At 68.1% G+C, this 15853-nt stretch carries 13 protein-coding genes and 1 pseudogene; 7 read left to right on the top strand and 7 right to left on the bottom strand.

What is annotated here, in order from left to right; all coding sequences use genetic code 11:
- The 3 genes and pseudogenes from QLQ85_RS08375 to QLQ85_RS08365 form a co-directional block, all read right to left on the bottom strand.
- A pseudogene (locus tag QLQ85_RS08375) lies at positions 1 to 185 on the bottom strand (hypothetical protein); the annotation flags it as partial.
- Positions 186 to 436: 251 nt separating this feature from the next.
- The gene (locus QLQ85_RS08370) at positions 437 to 1702 is read right to left on the bottom strand and encodes a ribonucleotide-diphosphate reductase subunit beta (RefSeq protein ID WP_282738572.1); all 1266 of its coding nucleotides are present in this window, start codon (positions 1700 to 1702) and stop codon (positions 437 to 439) included.
- Positions 1703 to 1808: 106 nt separating this feature from the next.
- Positions 1809 to 4709 carry a ribonucleoside-diphosphate reductase subunit alpha gene (locus QLQ85_RS08365; protein WP_282738571.1) on the bottom strand — a complete coding sequence of 967 codons (2901 nt, stop codon included), beginning with the start codon at positions 4707 to 4709 and terminating at the stop codon, positions 1809 to 1811.
- A 352-nt stretch (positions 4710 to 5061) separates the two neighbouring features.
- Between QLQ85_RS08365 and QLQ85_RS08360 the strand changes: the two genes are divergently transcribed.
- Both QLQ85_RS08360 and QLQ85_RS08355 read left to right on the top strand, forming a co-directional pair.
- Entirely contained in the window at positions 5062 to 5775 is a 714-nt protein-coding gene (locus QLQ85_RS08360) for a winged helix-turn-helix domain-containing protein (RefSeq protein WP_102628089.1), read from the top strand.
- A gap of 3 nt (positions 5776 to 5778) precedes the next feature.
- A complete protein-coding gene (locus tag QLQ85_RS08355; protein ID WP_282738570.1) occupies positions 5779 to 7395 on the top strand; it encodes an ATP-binding protein in 1617 nt (538 codons plus the stop codon).
- Here QLQ85_RS08355 and QLQ85_RS08350 read toward each other — a convergent pair.
- Entirely contained in the window at positions 7382 to 8296 is a 915-nt protein-coding gene (locus tag QLQ85_RS08350) for a LysR family transcriptional regulator (RefSeq protein ID WP_282738569.1), read from the bottom strand. The two genes, QLQ85_RS08355 and QLQ85_RS08350, sit on opposite strands and share 14 nt — an antisense overlap.
- A 103-nt stretch (positions 8297 to 8399) precedes the next feature.
- Here QLQ85_RS08350 and metE point away from each other — a divergent pair, with 103 nt between their 5' ends.
- The 3 genes from metE to QLQ85_RS08335 all read left to right on the top strand — a co-directional run bounded on the left by metE (position 8400) and on the right by QLQ85_RS08335 (position 12322).
- The gene (gene metE, locus QLQ85_RS08345) at positions 8400 to 10697 is read left to right on the top strand and encodes a 5-methyltetrahydropteroyltriglutamate--homocysteine S-methyltransferase (RefSeq protein ID WP_282738568.1); all 2298 of its coding nucleotides are present in this window, start codon (positions 8400 to 8402) and stop codon (positions 10695 to 10697) included.
- Between the two features lie 101 nt (positions 10698 to 10798).
- Complete coding sequence (locus QLQ85_RS08340) at positions 10799 to 11557, top strand: COG3650 family protein (RefSeq protein ID WP_282738567.1); 759 nt, start codon at positions 10799 to 10801, stop codon at positions 11555 to 11557.
- 156 nt (positions 11558 to 11713) lie between these two features.
- A complete protein-coding gene (locus QLQ85_RS08335) occupies positions 11714 to 12322 on the top strand; it encodes an FMN-dependent NADH-azoreductase (RefSeq protein ID WP_282738566.1) in 609 nt (202 codons plus the stop codon).
- 230 nt (positions 12323 to 12552) lie between these two features.
- Here QLQ85_RS08335 and QLQ85_RS08330 read toward each other — a convergent pair whose 3' ends face one another.
- A complete protein-coding gene (locus tag QLQ85_RS08330; protein WP_282738565.1) occupies positions 12553 to 13629 on the bottom strand; it encodes a metal-dependent hydrolase in 1077 nt (358 codons plus the stop codon).
- A 62-nt stretch (positions 13630 to 13691) separates the two neighbouring features.
- Positions 13692 to 14231 (bottom strand): DNA-3-methyladenine glycosylase I, encoded by a 540-nt coding sequence (locus QLQ85_RS08325; RefSeq protein ID WP_282738564.1) that lies wholly within the window; start codon positions 14229 to 14231, stop codon positions 13692 to 13694.
- A gap of 155 nt (positions 14232 to 14386) precedes the next feature.
- On the opposite strand from QLQ85_RS08325, the gene QLQ85_RS08320 reads away from it, so the two are divergent.
- Entirely contained in the window at positions 14387 to 14827 is a 441-nt protein-coding gene (locus QLQ85_RS08320; protein WP_282738563.1) for a VOC family protein, read from the top strand.
- Here the strand turns inward: QLQ85_RS08320 and QLQ85_RS08315 are convergent, their stop codons facing one another.
- On the bottom strand, positions 14828 to 15232 hold the full coding sequence (locus QLQ85_RS08315) for a DoxX family protein (RefSeq protein WP_282738562.1): 405 nt from the start codon (positions 15230 to 15232) through the stop codon (positions 14828 to 14830).
- Between the two features lie 97 nt (positions 15233 to 15329).
- Between QLQ85_RS08315 and QLQ85_RS08310 the strand changes: the two genes are divergently transcribed.
- On the top strand, positions 15330 to 15776 hold the full coding sequence (locus QLQ85_RS08310) for an META domain-containing protein (protein ID WP_282722919.1): 447 nt from the start codon (positions 15330 to 15332) through the stop codon (positions 15774 to 15776).
- Positions 15777 to 15853: the final 77 nt, after the last annotated feature.

Below are 15853 nucleotides of genomic sequence, written 5' to 3'. Positions count from 1 at the left end.
AGCTCCCGGTAGTTGAGCAGCGGATACGCCCGCGAATAGGGGTTGGGGGACGACGAGGGGAAGGCGAAGGCCACATGGGGGTAGTGGGCGAAGGCGTCTTCGCTGTCATGGGCGGCCAGCGCCCGATCCAGGGCGGTCTGCCAGGCCCGGGAGTCGCGAGGTGCGGTGCTGCGAGCAGCTTGCATGGTAATGCCCTCCGTTGATATGCCTGTTGTCGGGGCCATGAAAAACGCCCCGCCCGGCGTGGCCGGACAGGGCGTCATCATCGGGGTCGGCGGGGTCGGCCCGAAGCGCTCGGGAACCGTGGGCCCGCCTGAAGGAGGCCGGTGGACGCGGGCGGCCCGGGGCCGCGCGTCGAGGGTCGGGGCTTGGTGATCCACCATGGCGATGCCTCCGGACGTCACGCCGGGGAGCGGCTCCCCGGCAGGGTCTTCGCTCAATCCCAGCTCAGCGCGCCACCCACCTGGTACTCGGTGACGCGGGTCTCGAAGAAGTTCTTCTCCTTGCGCAGGTCGATGATCTCGCTCATCCACGGGAAGGGGTTCTGGGCGCCGGGGAACTGCTCCTTGAGGCCGATCTGGGCCAGGCGGCGGTTGCAGATGAAGTGCAGGTACTCCTCCATGATCGCCGCGTTCATGCCCAGCACGCCGCGGGGCATGGTGTCCCGGGCGTAGGCGATCTCGAGTTCGGTGCCCTCGAGGATCATCTGGGTGACCTCGTCCTGGAAGTCGGGCGTCCACAGCTGGGGATTCTCGATCTTGATCTGGTTGATCATGTCGACCCCGAAGTTCAGGTGCATGGACTCGTCGCGCAGGATGTACTGGAACTGCTCGGCGACGCCGGTCATCTTGTTGCGCCGGCCCATGGAGAGGATCTGGCTGAAGCCGCAGTAGAAGAAGATGCCCTCGGTGACGCAGTAGAAGGCGATCAGGTTGCGCAGCAGCTCCTGATCGGTCTCGGTGGTGCCGGTGTTGAAGTCCGGGCGCGCCAGCGACTGGGTGTGCTTGAGGCTCCAGGCGGACTTGGCGGCCACCGAGGGCACCTCGCGGTACATGTTGAAGACCTCGCCCTCGTCCATGCCCAGCGACTCCACGCAGTACTGGTAGGCGTGGGTGTGGATCGCCTCCTCGAAGGCCTGGCGCAGCAGGTACTGGCGGCACTCGGGGTTGGTGATCAGGCGGTAGAGGGCCAGCACCAGGTTGTTGGCCACCAGCGAATCGGCGGTGGAGAAGTAGCCCAGGCTGCGCTCGACGATGCGCCGCTCGTCCGCAGTCAGGCCATCCTGGCTCTTCCACAGGGCGATGTCGGCGTTCATGTTCACTTCCTGGGGCATCCAGTGGTTGGCGCTGCCGTCCAGGTATTTCTGCCACGCCCACTCGTACTTGAAGGGCACCAGTTGGTTGAGGTCGGCGCGCGCATTGATCATCTGCTTGTCGTCGACCTCGATGCGCGCCGCCCCCATCTCCAGCTCCTCGAGGCCGGCGGCCACGTCGAGCTCGTCCAGCGACTTGCGGGCGCGGGCCAGGCGGTCCTGGTCGGCCACGGCGTAGCGAGCGGCACCTTCTCTTACGGTCTCTGCTCTCACGGTCTCTTCGCGCACGGCCTCGGCCCGGGGCTCGGCGGCGGGCTGCGGCTTGGCCGCCGGGGCCGGCTGCTCGGCGACGGCGGTCTCGTCCTCGTGGAATTCGTCCCAGTTAAGCATCTGTCTCTCCCGGTATGTGGTCCGGATGATCCGCAGGAGCCCAGCCCGGGGCGCCTGTCGGCGCCATTCGCCCGGCGGAGCCGAGCTCCTACAGGTCCGTATTGCGTTACTGACAGGCCTCGCAGCCCAGTTCGTCGATATCGCCGGCCGAGGGCGGGCGCTGGCCGCCCTTGCCGGTCAGGAAGTCCTCGATGCCCCGCGGCTCGGGGGTAGCCGGCGCGGCGGGCGTCGGGCTCGGCTCGGCCGCCGGGGCCCCGCCATTGCTCACCGCATTCAGCGTGCCGCGGTCGACGGTGGACTTCTCCACCGAGGTGGCGCCCAGGGCGCGCAGGTAGTAGGTGGTCTTGAGGCCGCGGAACCAGGCCATGCGGTAGGTGACATCGAGCTTCTTGCCCGAGACGCCCTGGATGTAGAGGTTCAGCGACTGGGCCTGGTCGATCCACTTCTGGCGACGGGCGGCCGCCTCCACCAGCCACCTGGGCTCCACCTCGAAGGCGGTGGCGTACTTGGCCTTGAGGTCGTCCGGGATGCGGTCGATGGGCTGGGCCGAGCCGTCGTAGTACTTGAGGTCGTTGATCATCACCTCGTCCCACAGGCCGCGTGCCTTGAGGTCATTGACCATCTGGGCGTTGACCACGGTGAACTCGCCGGAGAGGTTCGACTTCACGTAGAGGTTCTGGTAGGTCGGCTCGATGGACTGGGTCACGCCGCAGATGTTGGAGATGGTCGCCGTGGGGGCGATGGCCATCACGTTGGAGTTGCGCATGCCCTGCTCGGCGATCTTGTCGCGGATGCGGCCCCAGTCCTGGGTGGCGGAGGTGTCGACCTCGATGTACTTCTCGCCACGCTCGGCCTTGAGCTTCTCGATGGAGTCGATGGGCAGCACGCCCTGGCTCCACAGCGAGCCCTCGAAGCTCTCGTAGCGGCCGCGTTCGGCGGCCAGGTCCGAGGAGGCCTCGATGGCGTGGTAGCTGACCAGTTCCATGGAGCGGTCGGCGAAGGCCACGGCCTCGTCACTGGCGTAGGCGATGTCCTGGGCATAGAGGGCGTCCTGGAAGCCCATGATGCCGAGACCCACCGGGCGGTGCTTGAAGTTGGAGTTCTTCGCCTGGGGCACCGCGTAGTAATTGATGTCGATGACGTTGTCGAGCATGCGCACCGCGGTGCGCACGGTCTTCCTGAGCTTGTCGTCGTCGAGCTCGCCGTCGACCACGTGCTGGGCCAGGTTGACCGAGCCGAGGTTGCACACCGCGATCTCGTCGGGGCTGGTGTTGAGGGTGATCTCGGTGCACAGGTTCGAGGAGTGCACCACCCCGGCGTGCTGCTGCGGGCTGCGCAGGTTGCACGGGTCCTTGAAGGTGATCCAGGGGTGGCCGGTCTCGAACAGCATCGAGAGCATCTTGCGCCACAGGTCCTTGGCCTTGACCCGCTTGTAGAGCTTCAGCTGGCCGGTACGGGTCATCTCCTCGTACTCGGCGTAGCGCTGCTCGAAGGCGGCGCCGTAGAGGTCGTGGAGGTCGGGGCAGGTGGCCGGCGAGAACAGCGTCCACTCCTTGTCGTCGAAGACCCGCTTCATGAACAGGTCCGGCACCCAGTTGGCGGTATTCATGTCGTGGGTACGGCGGCGGTCGTCGCCGGTGTTCTTGCGCAGCTCGAGGAACTCCTCGATGTCGAGGTGCCAGGTCTCCAGGTAGGCACACACCGCGCCCTTGCGCTTGCCGCCCTGGTTGACCGCCACGGCGGTGTCGTTGACCACCTTGAGGAAGGGCACCACGCCCTGGGACTTGCCGTTGGTGCCCTTGATGTAGGAGCCCAGTGCGCGCACCGGGGTCCAGTCGTTGCCCAGGCCGCCGGCCCACTTGGAGAGCAGGGCGTTGTCGCGGATCGCACTGTAGATGCTGTCCAGGTCGTCGGGTACGGTGGTGAGATAACACGAGGAGAGCTGGCTGCGCACGGTGCCCGAATTGAACAGGGTCGGCGTGGAGGCCATGTAGTCGAAGCTGGAGAGCAGCTCGTAGAACTCGATGGCCCGCGCCTCGCGGTCGTCCTCGTTGAGGGCCAGGCCCATGGCGACGCGCATGAACATCACCTGGGGCAGCTCGTAGCGCACATCGTCGCGGTGGATGAAGTAGCGGTCGTAGAGGGTCTGCAGGCCCAGGTAGGTGAAGGCGTTGTCGCGGGTATGGTCGAGGGCGGCACCCAGGCGCTCGAGGTCGAACTCGGCGAGCCGCGGGTCGAGCTGCTCGAACTCGATGCCCTTGGCCACGTAGGCGTGGAAGGCCGGCTTGTAGAAGTCGGCCATCTCGCCGAAGGTGGCCTCGTCGGCCACGCCCAGGAACGACAGCGCCTCGCGGCGCAGGTTGTCCTGCAGCAGGCGGGCGGTGACGTAGGTGTAGTTGGGCTCCTTCTCGACCAGGGTGCGGGCGGTCATCATCAGCGCCTGGGAGACACCGTCGATGGTGACGCCGTCGTAGAGGTTCTTCAGCGACTCCTCGACGATGCGGTTGGGATCGACGTTGGCGAGTTCGGCGCAGGCGTCGAACACCAGGGTCTCGACCCGGCCCAGGTCCAGCGGACGGATGCTGCCGTCGGTCAGGGTGACATTCAGGGTCGGGTGGGGCTTCTCGATGTCGCCGCCGGCGGCGGCACGGGCACGGGCATGCTCCTCGCGGTAGAGCACGTAGGCGCGGGCGACCTTCTGCTCGCCGGCGCGCATCAGGGCCAGCTCGACCTGATCCTGGATGTCCTCGATGTGCAGGGTGCCGCCGTCGGGCATGCGGCGCTGGAAGGCCTGGGCGATGGCATCCGAGGAGTGCCGGACGAAGTCACGCACCCGCGAGGAGGTGGCGGCGTTGTCGCCTTCCACGGCGATGAACGCCTTGCTCATGGCCACGGCGATCTTGCCGGCATCGAAGGGCACCACGTCACCGGTGCGCTTGATGACACGCAGGGTGCGGGGGGCAGTGACGGAGACGGATGTCTTGTCCGGGGTTGCGGTGGTATCCATGGCGCCGAGGGTCCCTGTCTGATGGTCGAAAACACGCGAGCTAAGCCGCTGTTGACAGCGGGTGAAACGGTTGCTATGGCACAGTATATGGTGTTCGTGCCGTGACGAAACACAAGATAGTGTGCTTTCATGGCTCCATCAAGTGGATAAGTTGTGGATGGCCTGTGACCATTCGGGGGGAGTTTCGCGACGGCCTGTCAGGCCGCGTGGTTGGGCCTTCCGTTCCAAACTCGCCGGGTTTCAGGAAGGCGAAATCGTGGTTTTCGGGTATCCTTTAGCCATTGGCGGTAGTCGACCCGTTGGCGGGTGGCTTGCCGTACCCGATCACCAGCCATCAGGACGGATACACAGGATGGATGACAGCTTGGAACCCCAGGAACAGGATCATGTGCTGATCATCGAGGACGATGAGCGGTTGGCCGGGCTGACCCGTGACTATCTGGAGGCCAACGGCTTCCAGGTCACGCTGGAGGCCGACGGTGCACGAGGCGTCGAGCAGATCCTGACACTGCAGCCGGATCTGGTGATTCTGGATCTGATGCTGCCCGGCGAGGACGGCCTGTCGATCTGCCGTCGCGTGCGCGCCGACTACCCCGGCCCGATCCTGATGCTCACCGCACGCACCGACGACATGGACCAGGTACTGGGCCTGGAGATGGGGGCCGACGACTACGTGCCCAAGCCGGTGCAGCCACGGGTGCTGCTGGCGCGCATGCGCGCGCTGCTGCGGCGCACCGACCCCAGCGAGCCGGGGGGCGAGACGCGGCTCGCCTTCGGCAACCTCGAGATCGACAGCGCCACCCGGGAGGCCTGGCTGGAGGGCGAGCGCATCGACCTGACCAGCGCCGAGTTCGACCTGCTGTGGTTGCTGGCCAGCAACGCGGGACGGGTACTGACCCGCGAGGAGATCTTCTCCCAGCTGCGCGGCATCAAGTACGACGGCCAGGACCGCTCCATCGACGTACGGGTCTCGCGGATCCGCCCCAAGATCGGCGACGATCCCAACCAGCCGCACCGCATCAAGACGGTGCGCAGCAAGGGTTACCTCTTCGTCAGGGACAGCTGATCCATGCGGCGGGCGCTGGCCGACAGCACCTTCCTGCGCGTCTATGTGCTGCTGGCACTGGCGCTGCTGCTGACCTTCGGCCTGGCCCTGCTGGGCCTGGCCATGGTCGATCAGGTGCGTCGCGAGCATCACCGCGAGCGGCTCGCCGACGCGCCCATGCGCCTGCTGGTGGAGAAGCTCGCGGAACTGCCCCGCGACGAGCGTGAGGCCTGGCTGGAGCACCGTGCCGAGCGGCTCGACATGACCCCGACCCTCTATCCCGTCGACTCCCTGATGCTGAACTACTTCGATCGCACCCGGCTCGAGAGCGGCCGGGTGCTGGTCTCCTTCCGGGGCGAGCATGGCTGGCGCCTGCAGCGACTGCTGCCCGGTGGCGACTGGCTGCTGGAGGTCGATCTGGCGGGCTTGAGCGAGCAGCAGCTGCGCGGGCTCACCGAGCTGTTCGGGGAGTGGCTGAGCGAGGTGCGGGGCGCCGAACGCCAGCAGCGCCTGGAGCGGGTCTCCGGCGCCGGCATCCCGGTGACCCTGACCGACCGGGCACCGGAAGGGCTGGATGCCCGCCAGCTGTCGCGACTGGCCGAGGGCGAGGTGGTGATCCGCCTGCTGCCGGGGCGCTGGTCGATGACGATGTACCTGGAGCTGCCGGACTCCGACGAAGAGACCAGCTGGCTCGCCATCGGGCCGGTGCAGGCCTTCGAGCCGATGCCGGGGGCGCTGCAGTTGCTGCTGCTGATGATCCTGCTCGGCGTGCTGGCGGTGATCATCTATCTGATCGTGCGCGGGGTGGAGGCGCGCATGGCACGGCTCGAGCAGGCCGCCACGCGCATCGCCGGCGGCCGCCTGGACACCCGGGTCAAGGTCGAGAGCGGCGATTTCCTGGGACGGCTGGGCATGGCCTTCAACGGCATGGCCACCCAGGTACAGTCGCTGCTGCGCGCCCAGCAGGACATGATTCGCGCCGTCTCCCACGAGCTGCGTACCCCGGTGGCGCGCATCCGCTTCGCCGTGCAGATGGTCGAGGACATGACCGATGATCCGGCGATCCGCCGCCAGCTCGAGGGCATCGACGGCGACATCGAGGAGCTCGACGGCCTGATCGACGAGATCCTCACCTATGCGAGGCTGGGCAACGAGTCGGTCAACAGCATGGAGATGGATACCTCGCTGGTCGACTGCCGGGCCATGGCGGAACGGGTGATCGAGACCCTGAGCCCGCTGCATGGCCACCTGCGCCTCGAGCTGGCCGGGGGGGAGGAAGTGGAGATCAGTGCCGATCCCCGTTATCTCCAGCGAGCCCTGCAGAACCTGGTCGCCAACGCCTGCCGGCACGCCCGCTCGCGTGTGCTGATCCGTCTGCATTCCGAGCCGCACCTGGTGCGTCTGGACGTGGAGGACGACGGCCCCGGGGTCCCCGTCTCGGAGCGCCTGGAGGTCTTCAAGCCCTTCGCTCGCCTCGACGACAGCCGCACCCGCAGCTCCGGGGGCTACGGGCTGGGGCTCTCCATCGTGCAGAAGGTCATGACCTGGCACGGTGGCAGTGTCGCGGTCGACGACAGCCCGCAGCTGGGCGGCGCCCGTTTCACCCTGCTGCTCCCGCGCCGGCCCGTCACGCCGGCTTGATGCCCTCGAGCACCGCAAAGGACGTTTCCCGGGCGGTGCGCAGGAAGTCTTCCATCCAGGGGGCCTCGCGGGTCTCCTCGCGGATCGCCGCGAACAGCGTGCTCCACACCCCCTTCTCGCCCAGCGTCACGGCACTCACGTAGCTGCGCTCCAGGTACTCGGTCAGCGCCCAGTTGGGCAGGGCGCAGACCCCGCGGCCACTGGCCACCAGCTGCATCATCATGATCGTCAGCTCGGCGGTGCGCACCTCCCTGGGGCGCATGCCGGCGGGGTCGAGGAACTGGGTGAAGACGTCCAGTCGTGTATGTTCCACCGGATAGGTGATCAGGGTCTCCTCGGCCAGGTCCTCGGGAAGCACGAAGGGCCTGCCCGCGAGGCGATGCTGGCGGGCCACCGCGAGCAGGCCCTCGTAGCGGAACAGCGGCTCGTAGTAGACGCTGGGCAGCGGCTGGGGATCGGCGGTGATCACCAGGTCCAGCTGTTCCCGGGCCAGCGCCGGCAGCGGGTCGAAATGATGGCCGCCGGGGATGTCGATCTCCACCTCCGGCCAGTGGTCGCGGAAGTGGTCGATGGTGGGCATCAGCCACTGAAAGCAGCTATGGCATTCGATGGCCATGTGCAGTCGGCCCTGCTCGTTGCCGGCCAGCCGTGCCAGGTCGCGCTCGGTCATGCGTACCTGGGGCAGCACCTGCTCGGCCAAGACGAGCAGGCGCTGCCCGGCCCGGGTGAACTCCACCGGGCGGGTCTTGCGCACGAACAGCGGGGCGCCCAGGCGCTCCTCCAGGTCCTTGATCTGGTGCGACAGGGCCGACTGGGTCAGGTGCACGCGCTCGGCGGCCTCGACCAGGGAGCCGGCGTCGCGCAGGGCGACGAGGGTGCGCAGGTGGCGAAGTTCCAGCATTCGATTGAGCCGATTTCATTTTAAAGATTAAGAAGTTTAGTTTGATTCACCCTTCGCGGCCAGCGATCCTTTATCGCATCATTCATGCATAAAGGATCACACCATGACCCTGGCTCATATTGCCGGCTATCCGCGGATCGGCGCGAACCGCGAGCTGAAGGCGGCCACCGAGGCCTACTGGAGGGGCGAGACCGACCTCGAGGCCCTGGAGGCCTCCGGCCGGGCGCTGCGCGAGCGCCACTGGGCGGCCCAGCGCGAGGCGGGGCTCGACCTGGTGACGGTGGGCGACTTCGCCTTCTACGACCAGGTGCTCGACGTCTCGGTACTGCTCGGGGCGGTGCCGGGCCGCTTCGCGGCCGACGACGAGGTGGCCCGGGGCGAGGTGTCGCTGGACACCGCCTTCCGCATGGCCCGGGGGCGCGCGCCGACCGGCACCCCGGCGGCGGCCTGCGAGATGACCAAGTACTTCGATACCAACTACCACTACCTGGTACCCGAGCTGCACGCCGGCCAGACCTTCCGCCTGGCGAGCTCTCGGCTGTTCGACCAGGTGGCGGAGGCCCGGGCCGCCGGCCACCCGGTCAAGGTCACCCTGCTGGGACCGCTGACCTGGCTATGGCTGGCCAAGGCCCGGGACGAGGGACTCGACCGGCTGAGCCTGCTGGAGGCGGTGGTGGCGGTCTACGGCGAGGTTCTCGCGCGGCTGGCCGAGCAGGGCGTGGAGTGGGTGCAGCTCGACGAGCCTGCCCTGGTGCAGGATCTCCCCCGCGAATGGCAGCAGGCCTATGAGGCCGCCTACAGCGTGCTGGGCCGCGTGCCGGTCAAGCTGCTGCTGGCCACCTGCTTCGGCGGCCTGGGCGAGAACCTCAACCTGGCGGTGAACCTGCCGGTGGAGGGCCTGCACATCGATGCGGTGCGCGCGCCGGAGCAGCTCGAGGCGGTGCTCGACCGGCTACCCGGCTACAAGGTGCTGTCGGTGGGTGCCATCGACGGCCGCAACATCTGGCGTGCCGACCTGGCGCTGCTGCGCGAGCGCCTCGCGTCGGCCCGCATGCGTCTGGGCAAGCGGCTGTGGCTGGCCCCGTCGTGCTCGCTGCTGCACGTACCGGTGGACCTCGCGGCCGAAACCGAGCTCGACCCCGAGCTCAGGAGCTGGCTGGCCTTCGCCCGCCAGAAGCTCGACGAGGTGGTGACGCTCGCGCACCTGCTCGATGGCCGCGCCACGGCGCAGGACCGGGAGCGTGTCGAGGCCGCCACCCTGGCCCTGCAGGCCCGCCGGGACTCCGTGCGCATCCACCGGCCGGCGGTGGCCGAGCGCCTGGCCAGGGTGAGTGCCGCCGATACCGAACGCGCCAGTCCCTATCCGGTACGCGCCAAGGCTCAGCGCCGGGACCTGGGGCTGCCGCGCTTTCCCACCACCACCATCGGCTCCTTCCCCCAGACGGCGGAGATCCGCGCGGCCCGCCGCGCCGTCAAGGCCGGGGACCTGGAGCCCGGCGCCTACGAGGCGCGGATGCGCGAGGAGATCGCCCATGCCGTGGCGCGCCAGGAGGCCCTGGGGCTCGACATGCTGGTGCACGGCGAGGCCGAGCGCAACGACATGGTCGAGTACTTCGGCGAACGGCTCGAGGGCTATGCCTTCACCCGCTACGGCTGGGTACAGAGCTACGGGTCGCGCTGCGTCAAACCGCCGGTGATCTTCGGCGACGTCAGCCGCCCCGGCCCGATGACGGTGCGCTGGAGCGAGTACGCCCAGTCGCTCACCGAGCGTCCCATGAAGGGCATGCTGACGGGGCCGGTGACCATGCTGCAGTGGTCCTTCGTGCGCGACGACCAGCCCCGCGAGACCACCTGCCGCCAGATCGCCCTGGCGCTGCGCGACGAGGTGCGCGACCTGGAGGCCGCCGGCATCCGGGCGATCCAGATCGATGAACCGGCCCTGCGCGAGGGATTGCCGCTGCGCAGCGGCGAGTGGCAGGCGTATCTCGACTGGGCGGTGGCGTGCTTCAGGCTGTCGGCGGCGGTGGCCCGCGACGAGACCCAGATCCACACTCACATGTGCTATTCGGAGTTCAACGACATCATCGCCGCTATCGCCGCGCTGGACGCCGATGTCATCACCATCGAGACCTCGCGCTCCGACATGGAGCTGCTCGAGGCGTTCCAGGACTTCGCCTACCCCAACGAGATCGGCCCGGGGGTCTATGACATCCACTCGCCGAACATTCCCGAGGTGGACTGGATGGTGCAGCTGATGGAGAAGGCGGCCGAGCGCATCCCGCCGGAGCGGCTCTGGGTCAACCCGGACTGCGGCCTCAAGACCCGCGGTTGGGCGGAGGTGGAGCCGGCGCTGGCCAACATGGTCGAGGCCGCGCGGGTGCTGAGGCGGCGCCATGGCTGAGGCCGGGCGTTGAGCGGGGGAGGGCGGTGGCCTGAGCGCGGGGCATCGGCGGCTGGTATCCTGGCGTCATCGAGGAATACGACACCACGCAAGGAGCCGCCATGTCTCGTCCTGCCGCCATTCCTGCCCGCTACGTTCCGCTGTTGCTCGGCACCGCCCTGCTCCTGGCCGGCTGCGCCGCCGCCCCGAGTGGCGAGGGGCGCCCGGAGGTCGCCGACCGCACCGCCGCCGCCGATGGCCAGGTCGTGCAACCCACGGCACCGCTGATGCCCTCGGCCTTCTTCGCCGGCGGCGCCGAGGCGTTCGTCGGCTGGCGCTGCACCCCGGCCCAGGACCTGGTCACCGCGCATCCCGACGACGAGCTGCGGCTCTGGTCGGCCCACGGCGCCTGGCGGCTGCAGCCGGCGGTGGTCGCCAGCGGGGCCCGCTACCAGCAGGGCGAACTCAGTTTCTGGAACAAGGGCGAGGAGGCGGTCGTCGAGAGCCCTACCGGGCGCCTGGCGTGCCAGGCGCACATCAAGCGCACCGCCCTGACCCGCCGGGACCGCCCCGACGTGATGTTCCATGCCCGGGGCAACGAGCCGGGCTGGATGGCCAGCCTGCCCAGCGACGAGGCCGAGATCGACCTGCTGCTCGACTACGGCGACCGCCAACTGACCCTGCCGTATCGGGTCACCACCCTGGACAACGGCGAGGGACGGGTGATCCTGGCCAGCGGCCGGGCCGACACCCCCTTCGAGCTGCGCATCGAGGGGCAGGCCTGCTTCGACGACATGAGCGGCGAGCCCTTCCCGGCGCGGGTGACCCTGACCATCGACGGTGAAACCTATCGGGGCTGTGGCCAGGGCATCGCCCCCTGACGCGGACGCGCACGACCTGTGTTCGCTCGCGACGCGCCTAAAGGCATCTTGGTTTCGATTTTGTCGAACATAATGCGCAGATTTTTGCGCTTTTCGTTGTAAAAAATCCATCTAGAATGGCGATCATTATCCTGTTAACGACACAAGGAGATCGCCATGACTACCCGCGCCCTCGTCATCACGTCCTCGATCCTGGGCAACCAGGGCCAGTCCATCGCCCTGGCCGAACACTTCTCGGCCCGCGCCGTCGAACGCGACGGCCTCGAGGTGACCCGCCGCGACCTGGTGGCCGATGAGTTGCCCCACCTCGGCCTCGCCGAACTCGGCAGCTGGCAGGTGCCGGCGGTCGAGCGCACGGTCGAGCAGCGCGAGCTGGCGGCCCGTTCCGATGCCCTGATCGCCGAGTTGCGTGACCACGACGTGCTGGTGCTGGCGGTGCCCCTCTACAACCTGGGCATTCCGTCACAGCTCAAGGCCTGGTTCGACCGGGTGCTGCGTGCCGGCGAGACCTTCCGCTACACCGAGCAGGGCCCCCGGGGGCTGGTCGAGGGCAAGCGGGCGGTGATCCTGGCGACCCGCGGCGGCCAGTATGCCGGCACGCCGCTGGACAGCCAGACGCCGCACCTGAAGAGCATGCTGGGCCTGATCGGCATTACCGAGGTCGACGTGGTCTACGCCGAGGGACTCGCCATGGGCGAGGGCCACCGCGAGGCCTCGCTGAAGGAAGCGAAGCAGGCCATCGACGGCCTGGTGGCGCGCCTCTAAGCGTCCGCGACCACGATCGAGACGAACCCGGCGGGGCGGCCATTCGGCCGCCCCGCCGTCGTGTGGCACCCGCCGCCGGCCCGGGCTAAGGAAGCGCTGATTTATGTCGCGAGCGAAGAGAGGCTGGTCGCCGCCGGAGCGCAAGAACCGGAGTTTACGCGGTGTTAAATGAGGATTCTGAGCACCGCCGGCGGCCAGGATATCGAGCGCAGCAATAAATCAGCGCTTCCCTAACAGGCTTCGGCGCGCTCGACCACCCACTGCCCGGTCACGAAGTCGCTGGTGCACAGCGGTGGCTCGGGGCGGCGGATGCGCTGCACCAGCCGGCCGAGGGCCACGCGGCGGTCGCCGTCGGCCTGGTCGGGGCTGGCCAGCTGCATGCTCTTGGCCACCGGCCGCCACACCTCGTCCTCGTGGGTCGCCAGGGTGAAGGCGAAGGGGTGGAAGCCGGGGAAGCCCAGGCGCAGGTCGGTGGCTACCAGCGTCTCGTGGCCGTCGAGCTCGCGCACCTCGTAGCGCAGGAAGGGGCCGGCGAACCAGGCCAGGCGTCGGCCGCGCTCGCTCTCCAGGGCCAGCGGTTCCAGTTCGGCCCCCCGGGTATAGGTCTCCAGCAGCGGCGAGGTGGTGCCGTCGAGCAGGCCGACCAGGATCTCATGGTGGGCGTCGCCGTCGATCACGGTGGCCCGCCACAGCAGGGTATTGAAGGGCGCCGGCTGCACCAGGCGTGGGGCGTCCTGCAGGTTGTGCTCGGCCAGTACCGGCTCGAGGTGGTTCTCCACCCACAGCCTGGTGCCGAAGGCGAAGACCAGGTAGGCACTGGCCAGGGCCAGGCCCCAGCCCGGGCCGCGCCGGCCGTTGCCGGTGATCAGGGCCACGGCGAGGCCGATCAGCAGCGGCAGGGTGTAGAGCGGGTCGATGATGAAGACGATCGGGTAGGCCGTGGGCCTGAGGTCCAGCGGCCACCATAGCTGGGTGCCGTAGGTGGTCAGGGCGTCGAGCAGAGGATGGGTCACCAGGCACAGCACATAGAAGCCCCACCAGTGCCACAGCGGTATCGCCCGGGCCGCACGCAGTTGCCAGGTAAGCAGCGCCAGCAGGCTGCCGAGCCCGGTGAGCACGAACAGCGAGTGGGAAAAGCCCCGATGCTCGGTGACGCTGGCCACGGCATCGCCATAGTCGATCAGGGCGTCGAGATCGGGCAGGGTGCCGAGGGCCGCCCCGATCAGCAGCGACTTGCGGCCGAGCCGGCGACCCAGTACCACACCGCCGATCGAGGCGCCCAACGCTACCTGGGTAACAGGATCCATGGTTCAGCTCCCTGGCGTGTGTCGGCCTTGCTGTGATACGCGGGGTCGCGAGCGGTTCCCGCTCACGGTCGCCGCACCCAGGCCGGGCCGGCGGCCAGGATCCGGGCCTGCACCGGGCAGTCGTCGTGGTGGGCGCCGGGCAGGTAGCCGGTGCTCATCAGGAACTCCTTCACGATCTCCGGGCCGGTAAAGCGGAAGGTGCGCTTGAATAGCTTCACCCAGTCGGCGTGGGGCAGGGGATGGTGCTGGTCGAGCCAGGCGCGGAAGCTGCCGTGCTCGTCGCACAGCCGCTGGATCACTCTCGCGTTATGGATCGTCGCCTCGACCTTGAGACGATTGCGGATGATGCCGGCGTCGGCCAGCAGGCGTTCGCGTTCGGCGTCGCCATAGGCGGCGATCCGCTCGATCGCGAAGCCGTCCAAGGCACGCTGGAAGGCCTCACGCTTCTTCAGCACGGTGAGCCAGGAGAGGCCTGCCTGGTTGATCTCCAGGACCAGGCGCTCGAAGAGCGCGGTGTCGTCGGCGACCGGGAAACCGTATTCGTGGTCGTGGTAGGGGCCGTGAAACGGATGGCCCGGTGCCAGGTCACAATAATGGCTCATGGCGTCTCTCGCGGGATTGGCAAGGGGATCGTGACTTGTCAGGATGCCGATAGCGGCGTTCGCGCTCACCACAGGAGACTACACCATGACGACCGCACGCTGCAGGTCTTCGACGAATACACCCACTGAACCCGCAAGCCGATAAGGAAGCCCACATGCAGTACCTGCACACCATGGTCCGCGTCGGCGACCTCGACGCCTCGCTGCACTTCTACTGCGACCTGCTGGGGCTCAAGGAGGTGCGGCGCAAGGAGAACGAGAAGGGACGCTTCACCCTGGTCTTCCTCGCCGCCCCGGAGGACGAGGCACGCTCCGCCGAACTCCAGGCCCCGGAGCTGGAGCTGACCTGGAACTGGGACCCGGAGGCGTACACCGGAGGCCGCAATTTCGGCCACCTGGCCTATCGCGTCGACGATATCTATGCCCTCTGCGAGAAGCTGCAGGCAGGAGGGGTGACCATCAACCGTCCACCGCGGGATGGCCACATGGCCTTCGTCAGGAGCCCCGACGGCATCTCCGTCGAGCTGCTGCAGAAGGGCGACGCCCTGCCCCCGAAGGAGCCCTGGGTATCGATGGACAATGTTGGAACCTGGTGATCAATCCGGGCGCCAGGCCATGCGCCCGCTGCCGAGGAAGACGAGGGCCACGGCGCCGAACAGGTAGAGCCCCTGCAGCTCCAGGGCCCAGCCGCCGCTGCTGGTGAGCTCGGTGAGCTGGTGCATATGGGCCAGGAAGATCGCCACCACCATGTTGGCGGCCATCAGCAGGCCGGCGATCCGGGTCTGCCAGCCGATCAGCGCCATCAGCGGGGCGACGACCTCGCCGAGCAGCACGCCATAGGCGAGGAAGCTGGGCAGGCCCTGGCCGGCGAGGGTATCGCCGATCCAGGTCAGGCTGCCGGGGTTGAGCAGCTTGGCAACGCCGTGGAGCAGCATCAGGCCGGCCACCGAGAGGCGCAGGATCAGCTTGCCGAGGGCGTCGTTGTGAAGGGCATGAAGCATGACGAGGTCCTTGTCGGGCGGCAGGAGAGGGGGGAAATTGTCTACCAGCGCCGGTTGATGCAAGCTTGGCGCCATGAGCCTCAAGGAAGATAGCATGATGATCAATCGTTTAGCCAAGTCGCTCGCCCTGATGTCGGGCGCCCTCATGCTCGCCGCCTGCAGCAGCCAGCCCGCCCCAGACCTCGGGGGCCGGCCGGCCGAACTGGAAGGCCCGGTCGTGGGGCCGCGCTGGAACCTGTTGCTGGTGGGCACCGACGAGCGTCTTTCGATGCCCGAGACACCGCACTTCGTGGTCGCGCCGGACGGCAGGGTGAGTGGCAGTGACGGCTGCAACCAGCTGAACGGTCGTGTGCAACTGGACGACAGCAATCGCATCGAGTTCACCGAGCTCGCCACCACGCGTCGTGGCTGCCCCCAGGCGGAGGACGCCCGGCGCGTCACGGCGATGATGGAGAACGCCTACCGTTACCTGATCGACCACGACCGGCTGGTGTTCTTCGGCCCCGATCAGCGGGTGCTGGGCGGCTGGCGCCGAGCCGACTGAGTCCCGGAAGCGAGTCTGCCGGAGGAACGACAGCGGCCCGCCTCGGCGGGCCGCTGTCGTTGCCTGGCGGGCCGCTG

This window comes from Halomonas kalidii (genome assembly GCF_030010475.1).
GTDB lineage: Bacteria > Pseudomonadota > Gammaproteobacteria > Pseudomonadales > Halomonadaceae > Halomonas > Halomonas heilongjiangensis.
This window is presented reverse-complemented; position numbering and strand designations above follow the sequence as displayed.

Bases quoted from the DNA above. Each gene is read 5' to 3' on its own strand.
- QLQ85_RS08370 (WP_282738572.1), bottom strand. From the start codon at position 1,702: ATGCTTAACTGGGACGAATTCCACGAGGACGAGACCGCCGTCGCCGAG.
- QLQ85_RS08365 (WP_282738571.1), bottom strand. From the start codon at position 4,709: ATGGATACCACCGCAACCCCGGACAAGACATCCGTCTCCGTCACTGCC.
- QLQ85_RS08360 (WP_102628089.1), top strand. From the start codon at position 5,062: ATGGATGACAGCTTGGAACCCCAGGAACAGGATCATGTGCTGATCATC.
- QLQ85_RS08355 (WP_282738570.1), top strand. From the start codon at position 5,779: ATGCGGCGGGCGCTGGCCGACAGCACCTTCCTGCGCGTCTATGTGCTG.
- QLQ85_RS08350 (WP_282738569.1), bottom strand. From the start codon at position 8,296: ATGCTGGAACTTCGCCACCTGCGCACCCTCGTCGCCCTGCGCGACGCC.
- metE (WP_282738568.1), top strand. From the start codon at position 8,400: ATGACCCTGGCTCATATTGCCGGCTATCCGCGGATCGGCGCGAACCGC.
- QLQ85_RS08340 (WP_282738567.1), top strand. From the start codon at position 10,799: ATGTCTCGTCCTGCCGCCATTCCTGCCCGCTACGTTCCGCTGTTGCTC.
- QLQ85_RS08335 (WP_282738566.1), top strand. From the start codon at position 11,714: ATGACTACCCGCGCCCTCGTCATCACGTCCTCGATCCTGGGCAACCAG.
- QLQ85_RS08330 (WP_282738565.1), bottom strand. From the start codon at position 13,629: ATGGATCCTGTTACCCAGGTAGCGTTGGGCGCCTCGATCGGCGGTGTG.
- QLQ85_RS08325 (WP_282738564.1), bottom strand. From the start codon at position 14,231: ATGAGCCATTATTGTGACCTGGCACCGGGCCATCCGTTTCACGGCCCC.
- QLQ85_RS08320 (WP_282738563.1), top strand. From the start codon at position 14,387: ATGCAGTACCTGCACACCATGGTCCGCGTCGGCGACCTCGACGCCTCG.
- QLQ85_RS08315 (WP_282738562.1), bottom strand. From the start codon at position 15,232: ATGCTTCATGCCCTTCACAACGACGCCCTCGGCAAGCTGATCCTGCGC.
- QLQ85_RS08310 (WP_282722919.1), top strand. From the start codon at position 15,330: ATGATCAATCGTTTAGCCAAGTCGCTCGCCCTGATGTCGGGCGCCCTC.